16 protein-coding genes are annotated in these 17793 nt (G+C 69.1%); 6 read left to right on the top strand and 10 right to left on the bottom strand.

Translation table 11 applies throughout. The features are described from left to right. Positions 1-71: 71 nt before the first annotated feature. Positions 72-1916 carry an AMP-dependent synthetase/ligase gene (locus G406_RS48915; protein WP_051342502.1) on the top strand — a complete coding sequence of 615 codons (1845 nt, stop codon included), beginning with the start codon at positions 72-74 and terminating at the stop codon, positions 1914-1916. Positions 1917-2049: 133 nt separating this feature from the next. After that, on the top strand, positions 2050-2898 hold the full coding sequence (locus G406_RS0122110; protein ID WP_028935469.1) for an endonuclease domain-containing protein: 849 nt from the start codon (positions 2050-2052) through the stop codon (positions 2896-2898). 47 nt (positions 2899-2945) lie between these two features. On the opposite strand, the gene G406_RS48910 is transcribed toward G406_RS0122110, so the two are convergent. Then, the gene (locus tag G406_RS48910) at positions 2946-3365 is read right to left on the bottom strand and encodes a MarR family winged helix-turn-helix transcriptional regulator (protein WP_037077922.1); all 420 of its coding nucleotides are present in this window, start codon (positions 3363-3365) and stop codon (positions 2946-2948) included. A gap of 95 nt (positions 3366-3460) precedes the next feature. On the opposite strand from G406_RS48910, the gene G406_RS0122100 reads away from it, so the two are divergent. From G406_RS0122100 to G406_RS0122085, 4 genes are all read left to right on the top strand, one after another. Continuing rightward, positions 3461-4516, top strand: coding sequence for a substrate-binding domain-containing protein (locus tag G406_RS0122100; RefSeq protein ID WP_028935468.1), 1056 nt, complete (start codon positions 3461-3463; stop codon positions 4514-4516). A gap of 311 nt (positions 4517-4827) precedes the next feature. Then, entirely contained in the window at positions 4828-5442 is a 615-nt protein-coding gene (locus G406_RS0122095) for an AmiS/UreI family transporter (RefSeq protein ID WP_028935467.1), read from the top strand. Positions 5443-5458: 16 nt separating this feature from the next. Next, positions 5459-6496 carry an aliphatic amidase gene (locus G406_RS0122090; RefSeq protein WP_028935466.1) on the top strand — a complete coding sequence of 346 codons (1038 nt, stop codon included), beginning with the start codon at positions 5459-5461 and terminating at the stop codon, positions 6494-6496. A gap of 42 nt (positions 6497-6538) precedes the next feature. Then, positions 6539-7534 carry an AAA family ATPase gene (locus G406_RS0122085; protein WP_245607188.1) on the top strand — a complete coding sequence of 332 codons (996 nt, stop codon included), beginning with the start codon at positions 6539-6541 and terminating at the stop codon, positions 7532-7534. On the opposite strand, the gene G406_RS0122080 is transcribed toward G406_RS0122085, so the two are convergent. The 9 genes from G406_RS0122080 to G406_RS54390 form a co-directional block, all read right to left on the bottom strand. Continuing rightward, positions 7521-7940 carry a PaaI family thioesterase gene (locus tag G406_RS0122080; protein ID WP_028935464.1) on the bottom strand — a complete coding sequence of 140 codons (420 nt, stop codon included), beginning with the start codon at positions 7938-7940 and terminating at the stop codon, positions 7521-7523. The genes G406_RS0122085 and G406_RS0122080 overlap by 14 nt on opposite strands. A gap of 36 nt (positions 7941-7976) precedes the next feature. Continuing rightward, positions 7977-8603 carry a DUF305 domain-containing protein gene (locus tag G406_RS48905; RefSeq protein WP_051342501.1) on the bottom strand — a complete coding sequence of 209 codons (627 nt, stop codon included), beginning with the start codon at positions 8601-8603 and terminating at the stop codon, positions 7977-7979. Continuing rightward, positions 8600-10168: an LVIVD repeat-containing protein gene (locus G406_RS48900; protein ID WP_156935076.1), complete on the bottom strand. Its 1569-nt coding sequence runs from the start codon at positions 10166-10168 to the stop codon at positions 8600-8602. The genes G406_RS48905 and G406_RS48900 overlap by 4 nt, the downstream gene beginning before the upstream one ends. Before the next feature lie 78 nt (positions 10169-10246). Beyond that, positions 10247-11212 carry a DUF7065 domain-containing protein gene (locus G406_RS0122065; protein WP_028935463.1) on the bottom strand — a complete coding sequence of 322 codons (966 nt, stop codon included), beginning with the start codon at positions 11210-11212 and terminating at the stop codon, positions 10247-10249. Further along, complete coding sequence (locus tag G406_RS0122060) at positions 11209-12684, bottom strand: pyruvate, phosphate dikinase (RefSeq protein WP_028935462.1); 1476 nt, start codon at positions 12682-12684, stop codon at positions 11209-11211. Before G406_RS0122060 ends, G406_RS0122065 begins: the two co-directional genes overlap by 4 nt. 32 nt (positions 12685-12716) lie before the next feature. Next, positions 12717-13325 (bottom strand): hypothetical protein, encoded by a 609-nt coding sequence (locus G406_RS0122055; RefSeq protein ID WP_051342499.1) that lies wholly within the window; start codon positions 13323-13325, stop codon positions 12717-12719. A gap of 38 nt (positions 13326-13363) precedes the next feature. Then, positions 13364-14353: an acyl-CoA dehydrogenase family protein gene (locus tag G406_RS58460; RefSeq protein ID WP_051342498.1), complete on the bottom strand. Its 990-nt coding sequence runs from the start codon at positions 14351-14353 to the stop codon at positions 13364-13366. Then, entirely contained in the window at positions 14350-15504 is a 1155-nt protein-coding gene (locus G406_RS0122045; RefSeq protein WP_037077916.1) for an acyl-CoA dehydrogenase family protein, read from the bottom strand. The genes G406_RS58460 and G406_RS0122045 overlap by 4 nt, the downstream gene beginning before the upstream one ends. A gap of 500 nt (positions 15505-16004) precedes the next feature. Beyond that, entirely contained in the window at positions 16005-17609 is a 1605-nt protein-coding gene (locus G406_RS54390; RefSeq protein ID WP_169736763.1) for an HNH endonuclease signature motif containing protein, read from the bottom strand. Between the last annotated feature and the right edge of the window lie 184 nt (positions 17610-17793).

Raw genomic sequence — 17793 nt, 5'->3', positions numbered from 1 at the left:
TCGAAGGCTCGTGTGTCCAGCAAGGATGTGCTAAAAGTTCGAGCAGTCACTCTCTTCGATCGGACGGTGCAATGACGCATCCGGCGCACCCCTCGCAGGCCGATGTCCTCCAGGCGCGGCGTGAGTTCGAGCGTCAGACCCACGGCCGGACGCTGTGCTCGGAGTTCCTCCGAGTGGTGAATGAACGTCCGTCCGACGTGTCACTGCGCGTGCCTTCCGGGCCCGACGAGTGGACCTCCCACACGTGGTCCGACTACGCCCGCCAGGTCGCGCTGATCAGCGCGGGTCTGCGGCGGGAAGGACTGGACCGCGGCGAGTTCGTGGCGATCCTGTGCCGCAACCGGCCGGAGTTCCACTTCGTCGACGTGGGCACCCTGTTCGCCGGTGGCACGCCGTTCTCGCTGTACAACTCCGCGCCGCCGGAGCAGATCGCGTACGTGCTCGGGCACAGCCGCGCGGCGATGATCGTGGTCGAGGACGTCGCGTTCCTGGAGCGGGTCCTCGCGGTCCGCGACCGGCTGCCGACGCTGCGGCGGATCGTGGTCATCGAGCCGGGCCCGCTCACGCTCCCCGATGGGGTCATCAGCCTGGCCGCGCTGTGTGACGGTCCGCCGCTGGACCTGACCGCGGTGGACGTCGACCCCGAGGACGCCGCGACGGTGATCTACACGTCCGGCACCACGGGCGCACCGAAGGGCGTCGTGCTGAGCCATCGCAACATCTGTTACGCGATGAACGTGCACTTCAGCATGATGAAGCTGTCGATGGCGGGCCTGCGGCAACTGTCCTACCTGCCGATGGCGCACATCGGCGAGCGGCAGATCACCCACTACTACCACCTGCTGGGCGCGACGGTGGTCTCCACCTGCGCGAACCTGGCGGACCTGCCGGCGATGATGGCGCGGGTGCGGCCGCAGTGGTGGTTCTGCGCGCCCCGCTTCTGGGAGAAGCTGCGTGCCGGAGTGGAGGCCTCGCTGCTCGCGGCGCCGTCGCGGCGACGCGCTTTCGACGAGGCGCTGGATCTCGGCTGGCGGGTGCACGAACTGACCAACGCCGGGCTGCCGGTACCCGAGGACCTGGCCGGGCGATGGGCCTCGGCGCGCGCATCGGTGATCTCGCCGGTGCTGTCGCGCCTCGGCCTGGACGAGGTGGTGATGGCGATCTCCGGCGCCGCGCCGCTCGCCCCGGAGACGCTGCGGTTCTTCGTGTCCTGCGGCGTCAAGATCTCCGATGTGTACGGGTCGTCGGAGACGTCCGGGTTCATGTCCTGGGACCCGCACCACATCGTGTTCGGCACGTCCGGCAAGCCGCTGCCCGGTCTGGAGATGCGGCTGGCCGACGACGGCGAGGTGCTGGTCCGCGCCCCGAGCGTGTTCGCCGGCTATCTGCACGACCCGGAGCGAACCCGTGAGGCGCTCACCCCCGACGGCTGGTACCGCACCGGTGACCTGGGCAGATGGGACGACGACGGCAACCTGTCGATCGTGGACCGCAAGAAGGAGATCCTGGTGCCGCAGTCCGGGCACAAGGTCAGCCCGGTGCTGCTGGAGAACGGCGTCAAGACCGAGTGCCCGCTGATCGGTCAGGCCTGCGCGGTGGGCGACGGCCGCCCGTACATCGCGATCCTGCTGGTCCTGGACCCCGACATGGCCGGCCAGTGGGCCCGGGTCCGAGGCCTGGACGGTCTGTCCCTGCCCGAGCTGGCGCGAACCCCCGAGATCGCCTCCGAGGTGAGCGCCGCCCTGGCCAGGGTGAACGAGACCCTGGCGCCGGCGGAGCGGATCAGGTCCCACCTGGTCCTCGGCGACCTCTGGCTCCCCGACACGGACCTCCTCACCCCTACGGCGAAACTCAAGCGCAGGGGCGTCCACGCCCGCTACACCCCCGAAATCAACTCCCTCTACAGCACCCCATGATCATCACCGTCTGAAGGCTCTTTTCGGCCGGGAAAACAGCCCTCAGGCGGTGATGATCATGGGGTTGTTGTCGATCGCGAACAGAGTGGGTGATCGGGGCTCGGGAACGGGCGGTGGACGCCAGGGTGGGGCCATGGTGAGCCCGGTTTTCCTAGGTAGCGAGGCCATTGCCGCCGGCCAGCTGAGTCGCGGTGTGTTGCGCGGGCCGCGCTATCAGCGCGTGTTCCCGGACGTGTACGCGCCCGCCGAACTCGCACTCGACCTGACGGTGCGATCCAATGCCGCCTACCTGTGGTCGAAGAAGCAGGGCGTTCTGTCCGGCTACTCGGCGGCTGAGCTGCTCGGCGCCGGGTGCGCGCCCGACCATGCCCCCGCCGAGCTGACCTGGTGGGCGGCGCACGCCAGGCCGCCCTCCGGCCTGCTCATCCATCAGGCGGCGCTCGAGTTCGACGAGTTCCGCACGCTCGACGGCGTTGAACTGACCACAGCGCTGCGCACCGCCTATGACCTGGGCCGACGCGAGTCACTGGTCGAATCGGTGGTAGCGGTGGACGCGCTCGCCAGAGGTGGCGGCTTCACGCCGTCCGCCGTCCTCCATCTGGCGGATCGGTACCCGGGCGCTCGGGGCACGCTGCGCCTGCCGGAGGTGATCCGGCTGTCCGAGCCCGCGGCCGAGTCACCGATGGAGTCACGGCTACGGATGCTGCTCGTTCTCGCCGGGCTCCCCCGCCCAGCGGTGCAACACACCGTTCTGGACGCCCTCGGCAGGTTCGTGGCCCGGATCGACCTCGCCTACCCGGATCGACTGGTCGCCATCGAGTACGACGGATCGGACCACTTCACCGACCAACGCGTCATCAGCGACGGCGACCGAGCCACTCGCCTGGCCGACCTCGGCTGGCGCATCTACCGCTACTACGCCCGCGACGTGTACCTCCGCCCCGGCCGAATCCTCGCCGACATCCGCCGCGCACTCCACTAACAAGATCACCACCGCCTGAGGGCTGTTTTTTCGCCCGAGAACAGCCCTCAGGCGGTGGTGATCTTGGCGAGTAGGTGAGTGAGGGAGGGTGGGGCGCCCGCTGCCGCCAGCAGGTCGCGCTCGGCGGCCGCCAGTTTCGGGGACAGCTTCCGGTGGGTGGTCCGGCCCCGCGGGGCCAGGTAGACCCGGACCTTCCTGCGGTCGGCCGCGTCGACCTCGCGGAACACGACCGCCGTCATGACCAGCCGGTCCACCACACGGGTCAGGGTCGGGCCGGTCACCGCTGTTGCCGTCGCCAGCTCGGACATGGTCAAGCCGCCCGCCTGGTGCAGCGCGTCGATCGCCAGCCACTGGTCGAGCGTCAGACCGGCGTCGCGCAGCGTCGGTTCGAGGTGCGTCGTGACCGCCCGCGTCGCGCGCACCAGCGCACGAACCAGGTTGGTCTCAGTGGTCGGTTCGGCCTGCATCGTCTTCCACCCCCGCGCTCCCCTTGCTACTCTGCCGGCAAGCCCCTCGATAGTAATACTTCCATCTGAAGATAAGCGAACGTGGAGGTGGTGACGTGGCCGACGTCGCTACCTGGCGAGTCGCGATGGTCATCCCGCTGCAGGGGCCGGCCGGGCTGTTCGGCCCGTCCTGCGAGGCGATCAGCGAGCTCGCCGCGCACGAGCTCAATGCGGCGGGCGGCATCCTCGGCCGGGAGGTCACGATCGAGGTCGTGGACGGCGGTGCCGCGCCGCACCTGGTCGCCGCCGAGATCCGCAGACTGGTCGATGCGAACCAGGTCGACGCCGTGTGCGGCTGGCACCTGTCCTCGGTGCGCAACGCACTGGCCCCGGTGGTCGCCGGCCGGGTGCCGTACGTCTACACGTCGTTGTACGAGGGCGGCGAACGCCGTCCGGGCATCTACTGCTCCGGCGAGGTCCCCAGGGACCAGATCCGCCCAGCGCTGAGCTGGCTGCTGCGCAACCGGGGCGCCCGGCGCTGGTTCGTGGTCGGCGACGACTACGTGTGGCCGCGCGGCAGCTCGCTCGCCGTGCGCCGGTACGCACGCGAGCTGGGACTGAGCATCGTCGACGAGGCGTTCGTCCAGCTCGGCTCCGGACGGATGGACCAGCTGGTCCAACGAGTCGCCGCGTCCCGCTGCGACGGCGTGCTGATGCTGCTCGTCGGTCAGGACGCCGTCGACTTCAACCGGCGCTTCGGCGCGCTCGGGCTGCACGAGCGGATGCTGCGGTTCAGCCCGCTCATGGAGGAGAACATGTTGCTGGCCAGCGGCGACGCCGCCACCAAGAACCTGTTCGTCTCCGCGGGCTACTTCCGTTCACTCGTCACGGCCGACGCGTTGGAGCTGGTCAGCAGGTACGTGGCCATGCACGGAACGGTCGCGCCGCCGCTGAACAACATGGCCGAGTCCTGCTACGAGGGCATGCACACGATCGCCAAGGTGGCCGGCCGAGCCGGCACCGACGAACTTCCCGGAATGAACGCCGCGATAGACGGCTTGGCTTACCACGGCCCCAGAGGAACGGTCGAGTTCCAGGGCTCCCAGGCCGCCCAGCACGTCTACCTGGCCACAGCCGACGGCGTCGACTTCGACGTGATCACCCGCCTGTAGCCCTCCCCCGTGAGCGGCAAGGGCGCCTACCGCGAAGCGGCGCCGAAGGCGTAGGCGCTCGGGGCGCTCACGACACGCTTTTCGTCGTGAGTGATCCGGGCGCCTATAGGCGCCCTTGCCACTCACGAGTCGACGGCGAAGCCGAGATGCCTTGGTCGCAACCACGGGGCTGCACGTAATGGGAGCTGCACAGCCTCGGGGTCCTCGTGGTGCTTGACGTAGGGCGCTCTGACCTTTTAGTTTCATCTGGAGATATTCCAGACGGTGCTAATGGGCACCGCCAGCAACGAGGCTGGAACGGGAGGCTCGACATGAACAACGTGGGACTGCTCTACGTGGGGGCGGTGCTGTTGATCAACGGGTTGATGTTGCTCGGATATGTGCCGGCGCGGTCGGCCGGCGTGTTCAACCTGTTCGTCGGGGCGCTGCAGTGCGTCACCCCGGTCGTGCTGATCATCCAGGCCGGGGACGACCACGCCGCGATCTTCGGGGCGTCGGGGCTGTTCCTGTTCGGCTTCACCTACCTCTACGTCGGCATCGTCAACCTGGCCGGGCTCGAGCCGGAGGGCATCGGCTGGTTCTCACTGTTCGTGGCCGCCGCCGCGCTCGTCTACGCGGGCACGAGCTTCGGCAGCGACCCGGTGTTCGGCGTCATCTGGCTCTGCTGGGCCCTGCTCTGGACACTGTTCTTCCTGGTCCTCGGCCTGGGCAAGCAGCAGCTGACCCGATTCACCGGCTGGGCGGTCGTCCTGCTCAGCCAGCCGACGTGCACCGTCCCGGCGTTCCTGGCAATGACCGACAGCTACCGCTCCACCGGTGGAGATGCCCTGGTCGCAGCGGTGGTCGCCGTCGTCCTGATCGCACTCGCGGCGGTACTCAGCCGCAAACACACACCCGTCCGGCACTCAACGACCGTCACAGCATGACCCAGAAGGAGAACTGATGAGGCACGGCGACATCTCTTCCAGCCCGGACACCGTCGGCGTCGCGGTGGTCAACTACAAGATGCCTCGGCTGCACACCAAGGCCGAGGTGCTCGACAACGCTCGCAAGATCGCCGACATGGTGGTCGGCATGAAGTCCGGCCTGCCCGGCATGGACCTCGTGGTGTTCCCCGAGTACTCGACCCAGGGGATCATGTACGACAACGACGAGATGTACGCGACGGCCGCGACCGTGCCCGGCGAGGAGACGCACATCTTCTCCGAGGCCTGCCGCAAGGCCAGGACCTGGGGCGTCTTCTCGATCACCGGCGAGCAGCACGAGGACCACCCGAACAAGCCGCCGTACAACACGCTGGTGCTGATCAACGACCAGGGCGAGATCGTGCAGAAGTACCGCAAGATCATGCCGTGGTGTCCGATCGAGGGCTGGTACCCGGGCGAGAACACCTACGTCACCGACGGCCCGAAGGGCATGAAGATCTCGTTGATCATCTGCGACGACGGCAACTACCCGGAGATCTGGCGGGACTGCTCGATGAAGGGCGCCGAGCTGATCGTGCGCTGCCAGGGCTACATGTACCCGGCGAAGGACCAGCAGGTGCTCATCGCCAAGGCGATGGCCTGGGCGAACAACTGCTACGTCGCGGTGGCGAACGCGGCCGGTTTCGACGGCGTGTACTCCTACTTCGGACACTCGTCGGTCATCGGTTTCGACGGCCGCACGCTCGGTGAGACCGGCGAGGAGGAGTACGGCATCCAGTTCGCGCAGCTGTCGATCTCCGCGATCCGCGACGCCCGGCACAACGACCAGTCGCAGAACCACCTGTTCAAGCTGCTGCACCGCGGCTACAGCGGTGTGCACGCGGCGGGCGACGGCGACAAGGGCGTCGCGGACTGCCCGTTCGACTTCTACAAGAGCTGGGTGACCGACGCGCGCAAGACGCAGGAGAACGTCGAGGCGATCACCCGCAGCACCGTGGGTGTCGCGGACTGCCAGGTCGGCAACCTGCCCGTCGAAGCGACGCGCGAGGCGTAAGTGCCCTACCTGACGGACATGTTCCACGAGCAGAATCGCACGGTGAACACCGTCACCCGGGACGCGGTCGCGCAGCGGCTGCGGTCCCGGGTGATCGGGCAGGATCCGGCGATCGACGCGGTCATGCGGGCGCTGGTGCTGGCCCGCGCGGGCGCGCACGACCCGAGCCGGCCGTTGGCGAACCTGCTACTCGTCGGGCCGACCGGGGTGGGCAAGACCGAGCTGGTCCGCAGGCTCGCCGCCGAGCTGCGGTCCGGGCCGGACGACCTGTGCCGCATCGACATGAACTCGCTCGCGCAGGAGCACTATGCGGCGTCGTTCAGTGGCGCACCGCCCGGGTACGCGGGCAGCAAGGAGGCGTTCACGCTGTTCGACCGCACCACGGTGGAGGGCGATCCGTACACACCGGGGATCGTGCTGTTCGACGAGGTGGAGAAGGCCCATCCGACGGTCCTGCGTGCGCTGCTGCAGGTGCTGGACAGCGGCATGTTGCGGCTGGCGAGCGGCCAGCAGACCATCTCGTTCCGCAACAGCTACGTCTTCCTGACCTCGAACCTGGGCAGTGCCGAACTGGCGCGGCGCAGGGGTTCGGGCTGGCGTCGCGCGCTGGATCGGGTGGTCCCGTTGGACCGGGTGACCGGCCGACTCACGACCCGTGGCACGAAGTCCGCTGTCGACAAGGCGCTGCGCGGCTTCTTCGATCCGGAGTTCCTCAACCGGATAGACGAGACCGTCCAGTTCAGTGAGCTGGATCGGCCGGCCTGTGCCCGGATCACCGCGCTGGAGGTGGAGCTGCTGATCGGGCGGATGCGCAGGCGTTCGGTGTCGGTGGAGGTGTCCGAGCAGGTCGTGGCGCTGCTGGCGGAACGCGGTTTCGACCCGGTGTACGGCGCGCGCGGACTGCGCCGGGTCCTGCGCACCGAGCTGGCCGTCCCGGTCGCCGAGGAGGTGGCACGCCACCGAACCGACGCCGACACGCCCCTGACCGTCACCGTGGCCCTGCGGAACGGCCAGGTGCACGCGACTAGCTCGGCCTGAGCACCAGCTGGGACTGGGTGACCTTCACGACCAGCTTCTCCCGCGCGTCCAGGACGGAGGTCTCGACGACGATCAGCGTCCGGCCGACGTGCAGCGGCGTGGACACCGCATCGACGTGCCCCTGCCCGGCGGCGCGCAGGAAGTTGGTCTTCGACTCCACCGTGGTCGTGGCTTTCGCACCCTCCGGCAGGTTGAGGAACGCGCACGCCGCGCCGGTGCTGTCGGCGAGTGACATCAGCGCGCCGCCGTGCAGCACGCCCCCGGTGGTGCACAGCTCCGCTGACCAGTCGAGCCGGGCGCGGACCTGCTCGGGGGTGTTGACCAGCACCCGAATCCCGAGGGTCCTCGTGAACGGCATGATCTTGTGGAAGAACGCGGTCGCGTCGGTGTCGATCTCGGACGTCATGAACGACACCGTCGCCTACCGGGACGCGGACCGCAATTACCTCGTGGGGAATGGCAGTGGCGCGGCACCGTAGGTCGCCAGCACCGCCTGCATCTGCCCGATCTCCTCGGTCTGCTGGTAGGCCATCGCCTCGGCCGCCTGACGGGTGGTGCCCAGCGTCGCGTGCGCGGCGCCGTACCGGGCCATCTCGACGCCGCCCTGGTGGTGGCGGATCATCAGCTGCAGGAACGACACGTCGAAGTCCCTACCGGTTTTCGTCCACAGGCTGGTGAGTTCATCCGGTGACGCCATGCCGGGCATCACGCCGTCCGCGGGCATCGGCATCGGGTGGTGCATGCCGGCGTGCCCCTGGGGCGACATCCACAGCATGGGCGTCATGGACTCCGCCGGCTGACCCCACAGCTGCAGCCAGCCGCGCAGGACACCGAGCTCCTGCGACTGGCTGGACAGGATCGAGTCGGCGAACGCCTTCACACCGGGCCCGGATCGTGTTCCGGCCAGGGTCGACATGAGCACGGCCTGCTGATGGTGCACCGCCATGTCCTGGCTGAACCCGATGTCCACCGGGCTGGGCGCGGGTGCGGACGGCGAGGTGACACGGCCGACGACGAACGCACCGACGAGCGCGGCCACGGCGAGCACCAGCAGCGAGGCCCGTCTCATTGCGGCCAGGCGTCGGCGGAGAGCCTCAACGCGTAGAACCCCGATCCGGCGTCGGTGTACCAGACCTCGCGACGGTCCGGGTCGAACGCGGGCTGCGCGAACGCGGCGTTCCCCGGCAGTAGACCCGCGGCCGTGCCGGCCCTGGGCGGCGCGATGAAGTACGCGACCTCGCGGGGCTTCGCCGGGTCGCTGATGTTGAACACGCGCAGCCCGGAGTTGAGGAAGGAGCAGGCGACGATCTCAGGGTCGTCGGGACGCGGCAGCGCGCAGTAATGCGCGCCGTAGCCCAGCACCTGCGCGGGCGGCACCGGGGTCGGGTCGCCGGCGGCGGCCCGGTGCTCGTCACGCATGTTCACCTCGAGCCGCAGGTCCGACACGATCCTCGGGGACGCGGGGTCGTCGATGTCGATGATCCGCGCCGCACCCGCCTTGTCCTGCACCGTCGCCGGGTTGAACCGGAACGCGAACTCGTCGAACTCCAACAGGTAGTGGCGCCCCTTGCTGGTGAACTCGACCGTGTTCTGCGGGATCGACACCGTGGACCAGGTCATGCGGCTGACGTCGTGCACCCGCGGATGCGGCGTGCGCGCCTGCACCTGGCTGACGTCGAGGATGCCGACGTTGCCGTTGATCGGATCGGTCTGGTACAGCGTGTTGCCGTCCTCGGAGAGGCTCAGGCCGTGGGAGTAGTACGCGCCACGCCAGACCTCGTGCGGCGCGCGCGGGTTGCGGACGTCGATCGCGTAGATGTAGCCGACCGCGCCGCCCACCCAGAACGTGTTGCCGTCCGGGCTGAAACCGCTCTCGTGCCCGTTGACCAGCGGCAGCTGCGACTGCAGCACCGGGTGGCGGCAGTCCTGGCTCACGTCGTAGATCGCGATGGTGCCGGGCGTCGTCGCGGCGTTGCCCACCGCGGCGGCGAGCAGGCCACGTTCGGTGTTCAGGTTCAGCGACTCGTGCGGCTCGAGCATCGCCAGTGTCCGCAACACCGTCGTCTGCACCGGATGGGCGGGGTCCGCCATGTCCAGCACGACGACGCCGAGCGAGGGGCCGGCGCCGAGGCTGACGATGTTGGCGGGCGCGGTGAACGAGGTGTCGTAGTACGCGCAGGTGTGGCCCTGGCGGTCGGAGTAGCGCCACACCCGGAAGCCGCCCGGCGTCACGTGATGGCTGACCTTCGTGGCGTTACAGGTCCAGCCTTCGTCCGAGCCCGAGGAGTTCATCTCCGCGGCCGTGACCCGCCCCTGCACGCCGTCGAGCGGGTGGGAGTCCCCGCCGCACTCGGCGCGTGGCACCGGCTTCAGTTCCGGCGCCGGGATCATCGCGGCCGGTTTCATGTCCGGCAGCCGCGACGGCGGGATCGCTCCGGCCATGACCTCCAGGTCGTTCGCCGGCAGCCGCGGCCCGGTCACTCCGGGCAGCGGCGGCGGCCCGGGGATCGCCGGAATGCCCGGGAGATCATTGCCCTGGGCGTGAGCCTCAGGTACCGCTACGACAATGCCGCTCGTACACAGCAGAACCGCGAGCCCGGCAACCACCGAGCCCACCCGCACACCACACCGCACCCGCGGTCCTCCTCGACGTTGAGGCCAGTGGCCTGTTGTAGAGGAGAACGACGTTGGTCCATCCAGGTGACTCTCCGGTTATGCCAGTGCGCGCAGGAAGCGGCGGGCCTGCTGGATCGGGAAGTAGTCCTGCTCCTCGCCGATCGCGGTCTCGCCGTCGAACTCCCATTCGGTCATGCACCAGAACATGTAGAGGAACGCGTAGCCGTTCCAGCGCAACGCGTTACGGGTGCGGCCGACGGCGTGCAGCGTGCGGCCCAGCTCGTCGGTGCCGTCGACGACGATCTCCAGGGGCCTGCCACCCGCGTCGCGGGAGGTGACCGTGCGGTGCGCGGAGACCAGCCTGCTCGTCTCACCGTCGCGCATGTACCAGCCGAACGCGACCGGGTCGGCGACCCCGACGCACGGGTCGGTTTCGCGGGGTAGGTCGGTCGCGGCGAGCACGCAGAAGGCGCTGCGTTCCGAGGCGACCACCGAGGCGAAGTCGCCGCGCGGGTTGGCGCCGAATCTGCGCGGCCCCCACGAGTGGTCGCGCAGGTACAGGCAGTCGACCGGGATGTCCTCGCCGCGCAGGGTCAGCGAGCCGTAGATGTGCCCGGCCTGGTTGTAGTGGCCCTTGCCCCACTCCGCGGCGCCGCCGGGCATCGTGGTCGCCTCGGCTTTGCCCGCCGACCGAGGCTCGTGCAGTGCGTCCCAGGTGAGGTCGAGCGTGCAGCCGTCGCCGGCGAAGTCCAGCTTGAACGACTGCAGCGGCTTACGGCAGGCGACGGTCAGGCCGTTGTCCAGGCTGAAGTCGAACATGTCCGCATCCGGCGGCAGCGGGACGGTGTTGCCCCAGTCGTAGTACAGGCAGTCGATCTGGTTCTCGCCGCTCGGGTCCCACAGGGCGATGCCGCCGACCGAGTAGCGCATGTTGGGCCGGTGGTAGAAGTAGACCCAGCCGGTCAGGTCGCGGTCCGGCACGGTGAAGCCGAACCAGGCGCTCTCGTTCCAGTACGGGTCGGTCGAGCCGAGGTGGAACTGGTCGTCCTCGGGGATGATCATCGGTTGGCCCCTCTGGCTGCTTCGAAGACGGTGGGCAGTGGGCCGTCGACGTCCCCGGCGCGGGCGCGGGCCCAGCCGGCGAGCGTGGCCAGTGCGGGGTTGTCCGACTCGGAGCCGGCCGCTATCTCCAGTACTCCGTCGAAGACCTCGCCGGTGGAGCCGTCGACCGTGACCTCACGCCCGGCGAGGTCGCTCAGGGTGCCGACGCCGATGCCGACGACACACGGTTTGCCCAGTTCGCGGCTCACCACGGCGGCGTGCGAGGTCGAGCCGCCGATCTCGGTGAGGACGGCGACCGAGGCGATCATCCCGGACACGTCGTCCGGGTCGGTCGTCGGACGGGCGAGGATCACGTCCGTGCCCTCGTCGGCCAGGTCTTCGGCTTCCTCGACGTCCAGGACGACCCGGCCGCTCGCGGTGCCGGGGCAGGCCGGTTCGCCGCGCAGCAGCACCGTGGCCGCGGCGCGCGCCTCCGGTGCGATCCGCGGCTTCGTCACGGCCGAGACCTGCTCGGGGGACACCATGGCGAGCGCCTCGTCCTCGGTGAGGATGCCGTCGTCGTGCAGCGACACCGCGAGCCGGATCGCGGCGTCCGGTGAGCGTTTCGCCGACCGGCTCTGCAGCATCCACAGCGCGCCGGACTCGACGGTGAACTCGATGTCCTGCACGTCCTTGCCGGTCGTCTCCAGCTTGTCCGCCGCCTCCATGAGCTGCTCGTGGATGCGCGGCTGGTGCAGTGCGAGGTCGACGAGCTGCAGCGGATCATGGCGCCCGGACACGACGTCCTCGCCCTGGCCGCGGGGCAGCCACTCGCCGTAGGGCGCCCGGTCACCGGTCAGCGGGTTGCGGGTGAACAGCACGCCGGTCCCGGAGTCGTCGTCCAGGTTGCCGAACACCATGGCCTGCACGGTGACCGCGGTGCCGCCGTCGTCGTCGATGCCGTGGAAGCGCCGGTAGGAGGTGGCGCGCGGGGAGTTCCAGGACCGGAAGACCGCGCTGATCGCGGCGAGCAGCTGCTCCCACGGGTCGTCCGACGGCGGGTGCCCGACGACCTTGCGGAACTGCTCGGCAAACCTGCGGTGGGTGTCGGCGGCATAGGCCTCGTCGCCGGTCAGCTCGGCGAGTGCGTTCTCGACCTGGGTGTTGATGCCGAGGTTGAGGACGGTGTCCATCATTCCCGGCATGCTGCGCGCCGCGCCGGAGCGCACCGAGACGAGCAACGGGCGGTCGAGGCCGCTGAACTGTTTGCCGGTCCTGTCCTGCAGCAGGCGCATCGCCTGGCGGACCTCGCCGATGACGTCGTCGGCGAGCGTCGCGCCCTCGGCGTTGAATCGCCGGCACACCTCGGTGGTCAGCACGAACGCCGGCGGCACCGGCAGTCCCGCACTGATCATCCGGTTGAGGCTGTACGCCTTACCGCCGACCAGCTCGCGGTCCAGCTCGTCGTGCTCGCCCATCCACAGCAGCGTCATCACAGAGAACTCCGTTGTCCTGGGAGAGGTGGTTAGGCGCGGCCGGCCTTGGCCTCGTCGACGCGGACGCGGCCGAGCAGGCCGATCAGCTCTTCGTGCAGCTCGAACCACACCGTGTGGTAGCTGTCGGTGATCGGGCGTGCGACGTACGAATGGTCGCCCTCGCGCAGTTTCGCCACGGCACCGGCGAACCGGTCGCGGTAGGGCGCGAGCCGGGGCGCCAGCTCGATCATCGTGGCCAGCAGCGGCGCGAACTGCTCGTCCAGCTCGTACAGCCGGTCGACGACGGCGAGGTCGTACTCGGAGTCGGAGTGGTCGTTCGGGGTGTCGTCGTCCTTCATCTGCCACGCGGTGACGATGGACTTCAGCTCGTTGTTGACGTCGTCGAACTGGTGGTACGCAGCGTCGAGGGCCTCCTGGTCGACGCCGTCGCGCTCGTCGCCGAGCAGCGCGGCGAGCCGTTCGCGGCCCTCCGGGGTGAGCCGGAACGCAGTGCCAGCCGCCTTCACGTGACCGGCGGCGACGAGCGACTCCAGCCCGGCTTGGGCGTCGTCGGCCGGGATCCCGGCGCTCGCCGACGCCGCTTCGGCGCTCAACCGGCCTTTGAGCCGGGCGGCCTGCAGCAACAGCAGTTCCGACATGTGGATTACCCCTTTGTGATCCGTGGTGGGTGGGGGCGCTAGAGCGGGGCCAGCACCGGGGTCCTGCGTGCGTCAAGGATGTCGGAACCCACGCTCGCGGCGAGCTGGGCCCGGGAACCGAGCAGCGCGGCCAGCAGCCGGCCGCGCCGGAGGTAGTGGTGGAACGGGTGTTCCCAGGTGAAGCCGATGCCGCCGAGCACCTGCTGGCAGTGCTGGCTGGCCGTCTCGACCGCGACCCCGGCCAGCACCTTCGCCATCAGGCACGTCGTCGGTGCCGGGTCCAGCCAGGCCTCGTCGGCCGCGAGCCGGGCGACCGACAACGCGACGTACACCTCGGCGAGCTTGTGCTTGACCGCCTGGAACGACCCGATCGGCCGGCCGAACTGCGAGCGGCTGGTCGCATGCTCCACCGCGAGCCGCAGCTGTTCGGCGACCACACCGACCATCTCCTCGGCGAGCAGCCGACGGCCCAGAGCCAGCGCCTGGGCCCAAGCGGTGGAGAGCTCCGTGCCGGACATCAACGGCGTCCCGGAACGCACCGCGGCCGAGACATCCACCGCGCACAGTCGCAGAGCCGGGTCCAACCCGTCGACCGGCGTGCGCCGCAGCGCCGCGACCTCCACCCGCAGCAGCTGGGCGTTGTCCCCGCTCGGGCAGCCCGCGACGAACAGCGCCTGACCGTCGTCGGCGAGCGCGTCGGCCTGGGCGAGCGCGGTGAGCGCGCCGTCGGTGGATCGGGTGCTGCACCAGCCGGCGGCGAAGGCGTTGAATTCGGGCAGCAAGACCGGCGGCGCGGCCGGGTCGCCGAGCAGCGCGGCACCCATCAGCACGCTGAGCACCGGGGACGTCCGCGCGAGCCTGCCCTGCTGGCCGAACAACGCACGCGCGGCCTCGGCGGGCTGGTCCCGCCACAGCTCGAACCAGCCCAGCTCGTCGAGCCGGGCCATGTCGAGCCGGTCGGAGGATTCGAGCACCTTGGCCATTGTTTCTTCGAGCAGCTTCAGCTCATCGGGATCCAGCCCGCTCATGACCGCTCCCTCGGCAGACCCAGCACCCGCTCGGCCAGGATGTTGCGCTGCACCTCGGCGGTGCCTCCGTAGATCGAGGACGCTCGCGAGTAGGCGTAGTCGTAGCGCCACTGGGTGGCGGTCGCGCTGTCGTCGAGCAGCAGCTGGTCGGTCGCCAGGTCGTGCACCGCGTCGAACAGCGCCTTCTCACCCGTGCTCAGCAGGATCTTGTCGACCGAGGACTGCGCCCCGACCGACTGCCCCGCGACCACCGAACGGAACGTCTCCCGCGTGCGCAGCTTCAACGCGTACAACGAGGTGAACACGTCACCGACCCGGGCCGACGCGGTGAGCTCGTTCTCCGCGACCAGGTCCTCCAGGCGCTTGTTCAACCAGGTCTGGCGCTGCCAGGCAAGCACCGAGCGTTCGTTCTCCAGCACACACATGGTGACCGATACGCCGCCGCCGACCTGCCCGACCGTGCGGGACTTCGGCACCAGCACGTCGTCGAAGAACACCTCGGAGAACTCCTCGTCACCGCTCATCGCGCGCAACGGCCGCACGGTGACGCCCGGCGAGTCCATGTCGACGAACAGCGCGGTCACCCCTCGGAAGCCCTCGGCCTGCTCCCCGGTGCGGGTCAACAGCACACAACGCTGGGCGTACTGGGCCCAGCTGGTCCAGATCTTCTGCCCGCTGACCCGCCAGTGCTCACCCTCGTCGACCGCCCGGGTACGCAGCGAACCGAGGTCGCTGCCCGCCTCCGGCTCGGAGAAACCCTGGCACCAGAACTCCTCGCCGGACAGCAACCTGGGGAACATCTCGGCGACCAGCTCCGGCGACCCGAACTTCAGCACGGCCGGCCCGAGAACCTCGATCATGCTGACCGCGAGCGGGAACGTGTAACCGGCGACGGTGAGCTCCTCGGCGAGCGCTCCGCGCGCCACCACGGACCCGCCAAGCCCACCGGCCGCCTCCGGCCACCCCCGTCGCAGCCAGCCGGCGTCGAACAACTGCCGTTGAAACCGACGCTGCACCGCGAACTGCGCATCCAGCTCACGAGGTAACGACCGCACCGGCTCCAGCTCGTCTCCGTGCGCGTTCAACCAGCTCCGGAACCCAGTTCGGAACTCGTCGAGCTCAGCCCGATCGACCTCTGACAGCAGCGTCACAATCGGGAGACTATAGAAGTGAGTACTATCTTACAAGTACGGCTCGGCGAAGGGCCTCCTAGGGAATGTCTGACGGATCTTGGTCGGGTTGTTCGCCGGGATGGTGTTTGTGGCTGTGCGTCGGGTTTTGTCGGATGAGGAGTGGGCGTGGTTGGAGCCGCGGCTTCCGGAGCGTGTTCCTCGACGCGGTGGACGGTGGTGTGATCATCGGCAGGTGATCGAGGCGATCGCGTGGAAGCACGGCACGGGGGACCTGGGCTCCGTTGTTCGCTGCGGCACAGGGAATGTCAACGACACCGCCGCGGCTCACGAGAAGACCGCCCGGCCGGGTTCGACAAAACCCGCTACCGCTGCCGCGACACCGTCGAACACGGCTTCTGCCAGCTCAAACACTGACGAGGATTCGCCACCCGCCACGACCGACACGCCCGCAACTACCTTGGAGCACCCCAGCTCGCAGCTCCCTGCTCATCTGGCTCACATGATCCACCAGACGCTCCCTAGAACGGGGGCGGGTCTGGGTCGGTGATGGGTTCTCCTTGGGTGGGGTAGGTGCGTCCGAGGGGGCTTTTCCAGCGGAAGTGGCCGGGTTTGGGCTGGGTGACTGTCCAGCCTCCTCGGTGTTTGAGCCCGTGATCGTGTGCGCAGGCGGGTGCCAGGTTGGTGCTGGTGGTGGGTCCGCCGTGTTGGATGTCGTGGGTGTGGTCGAGTTCGGACTGCACCGCTGATCGGCGGCAGCCTGGTGCGGTGCAGGTGCGGTCCCGAATCTGGGTGTATCGCCGCAGCGCGCTCGCTGGATGTCGCCGACCCGGCTGAGCATCCAACCTCTCTACCGGGTCCCGCTCGCGGGCTTGCCGGTATTGGGTGGCGATGTCAGCGATCACCTTCGCCCACGCCCGGGGCGGGTCTTTGGTCAGCTGGGCGAGCGTGGTGGCGGGGATCGCAAGTTCCACGATCCCGCCTTCGGCGCGGTAGCCGGGCGGGCCGGTGGTGGGTCGGCGGTGGGTGATGCCTTCGGCGATCAGATAGCCATCGGCATCGGTGACCACCCACCGCCACTGACCACTGTGTTGGCGGGCCGTGGCGCGTCGGGCGACCGATCCGAGGATCGGGCCCCAGCCCGGGAGTTCACCGGGGAGGTTGTTGAGTCCGGCGAGGGTGTCGAGCCGGGCCCGCACCTCGATCCCCGACACCCGCCCCACTTCGGCAACAGCCTCCACCGGCTCCTCAATGCCGAAGTCAATGCCAACCGACTCAAGCTCGGCCGGGTCGGCGTCGGCCGACTCGGTGTCGGCCGGTTCGCTGGTAGGACTCGGCGGTGAGGTTTCGGCCAGCAGCGCGGCGATCATCTGAGCGCGGGTGAGGTGATGGAACCTCCCATCGAGCAGGCGTAGGAAGATGTCGGCGCGTAGCTGATCGATCCGCCCGCGATGCCCCGCGCGTTTCGCATCGGCCGCCAGCTTCGCGATCCGCTCGGTCGCCGCCGCCGCTTCATCGGGTGGTAGGCCGGTGGCGGTGACCGTGGCGGTGCCCGCTGAGTCGAGGTAGCCCACCACCATCCGGTCGGCCAGGGCTTGCTCGTACTGGTCTTCGGCCCGGTCCGGCTCCACGGTGATGATCAGCTTCAGGATTCGGGCCCGCAACTGCCCGGTCGTCAACCCCGGCGCCACCGGCAACACTCGCGCGATCACCGCGGCGATCAAGTCTTCAGGCAAACCCGCGAGGTGATGGGTGAACACCATCGCCCGGTCCCGGTCGATCAGCCCCGCCACCATCGCCGCGTGCACCGCCGGCAGCTCCAGACACAGGACCTGGGCGAAATCGCACTCGGTTCGCGCCCGGTTGCGAGACAAGGTCAACGCGGCGCGTACTTCATCAGAGGCGTACTGCTCCGACCCCACCACCGAACCACGTTGCACCACCGTGGCGACCGCCGCGGTGTACAGCCCTTCGACATGCGCACGCTGCCGCCCACAGGCTTGCAGCACATCGACGACGAAGTCATCGGACACCGCGTTCATGTCCAGGGCGGACAGGACAGCACCGAGGACTGGCCCGGCGGGCATACCCGCGAGCCAGGAACCGACCGACACCCCACCCTGCATGCCATCGATCATACGTTCGAACACCGACAAAACCAGGAAATCAGCAGGTCAACCAGTCAACAAACCCCCACCAGCGGCAAACGGTCACAGCCAGAACACCGCGATCAGACCCACCCCGACCACCCACACAACGCGGCCAGAAGGGACTTCATGGGCAACCCGAGCCGCACCACAGGGCCCCCAG

It is taken from the genome of Actinospineispora spinosispora DSM 44797 (genome assembly GCF_000429025.1).
Classification (GTDB): domain Bacteria; phylum Actinomycetota; class Actinomycetes; order Mycobacteriales; family Pseudonocardiaceae; genus Pseudonocardia; species Pseudonocardia spinosispora.
Note: the sequence above shows the minus strand (reverse complement) of the source record. Positions and strands in the feature narration are given on the sequence as shown.

What these genes read in the sequence shown, in the direction of transcription:
- G406_RS48915 (WP_051342502.1), top strand. Translation starts at nt 72, where the DNA reads ATGACGCATCCGGCGCACCCCTCGCAGGCCGATGTCCTCCAGGCGCGG.
- G406_RS0122110 (WP_028935469.1), top strand. Translation starts at nt 2,050, where the DNA reads ATGGTGAGCCCGGTTTTCCTAGGTAGCGAGGCCATTGCCGCCGGCCAG.
- G406_RS48910 (WP_037077922.1), bottom strand. Translation starts at nt 3,365, where the DNA reads ATGCAGGCCGAACCGACCACTGAGACCAACCTGGTTCGTGCGCTGGTG.
- G406_RS0122095 (WP_028935467.1), top strand. Translation starts at nt 4,828, where the DNA reads ATGAACAACGTGGGACTGCTCTACGTGGGGGCGGTGCTGTTGATCAAC.
- G406_RS0122090 (WP_028935466.1), top strand. Translation starts at nt 5,459, where the DNA reads ATGAGGCACGGCGACATCTCTTCCAGCCCGGACACCGTCGGCGTCGCG.
- G406_RS0122080 (WP_028935464.1), bottom strand. Translation starts at nt 7,940, where the DNA reads ATGACGTCCGAGATCGACACCGACGCGACCGCGTTCTTCCACAAGATC.
- G406_RS48905 (WP_051342501.1), bottom strand. Translation starts at nt 8,603, where the DNA reads ATGAGACGGGCCTCGCTGCTGGTGCTCGCCGTGGCCGCGCTCGTCGGT.
- G406_RS0122065 (WP_028935463.1), bottom strand. Translation starts at nt 11,212, where the DNA reads ATGATCATCCCCGAGGACGACCAGTTCCACCTCGGCTCGACCGACCCG.
- G406_RS0122060 (WP_028935462.1), bottom strand. Translation starts at nt 12,684, where the DNA reads ATGACGCTGCTGTGGATGGGCGAGCACGACGAGCTGGACCGCGAGCTG.
- G406_RS0122055 (WP_051342499.1), bottom strand. Translation starts at nt 13,325, where the DNA reads ATGTCGGAACTGCTGTTGCTGCAGGCCGCCCGGCTCAAAGGCCGGTTG.
- G406_RS58460 (WP_051342498.1), bottom strand. Translation starts at nt 14,353, where the DNA reads ATGAGCGGGCTGGATCCCGATGAGCTGAAGCTGCTCGAAGAAACAATG.
- G406_RS54390 (WP_169736763.1), bottom strand. Translation starts at nt 17,609, where the DNA reads ATGCAGGGTGGGGTGTCGGTCGGTTCCTGGCTCGCGGGTATGCCCGCC.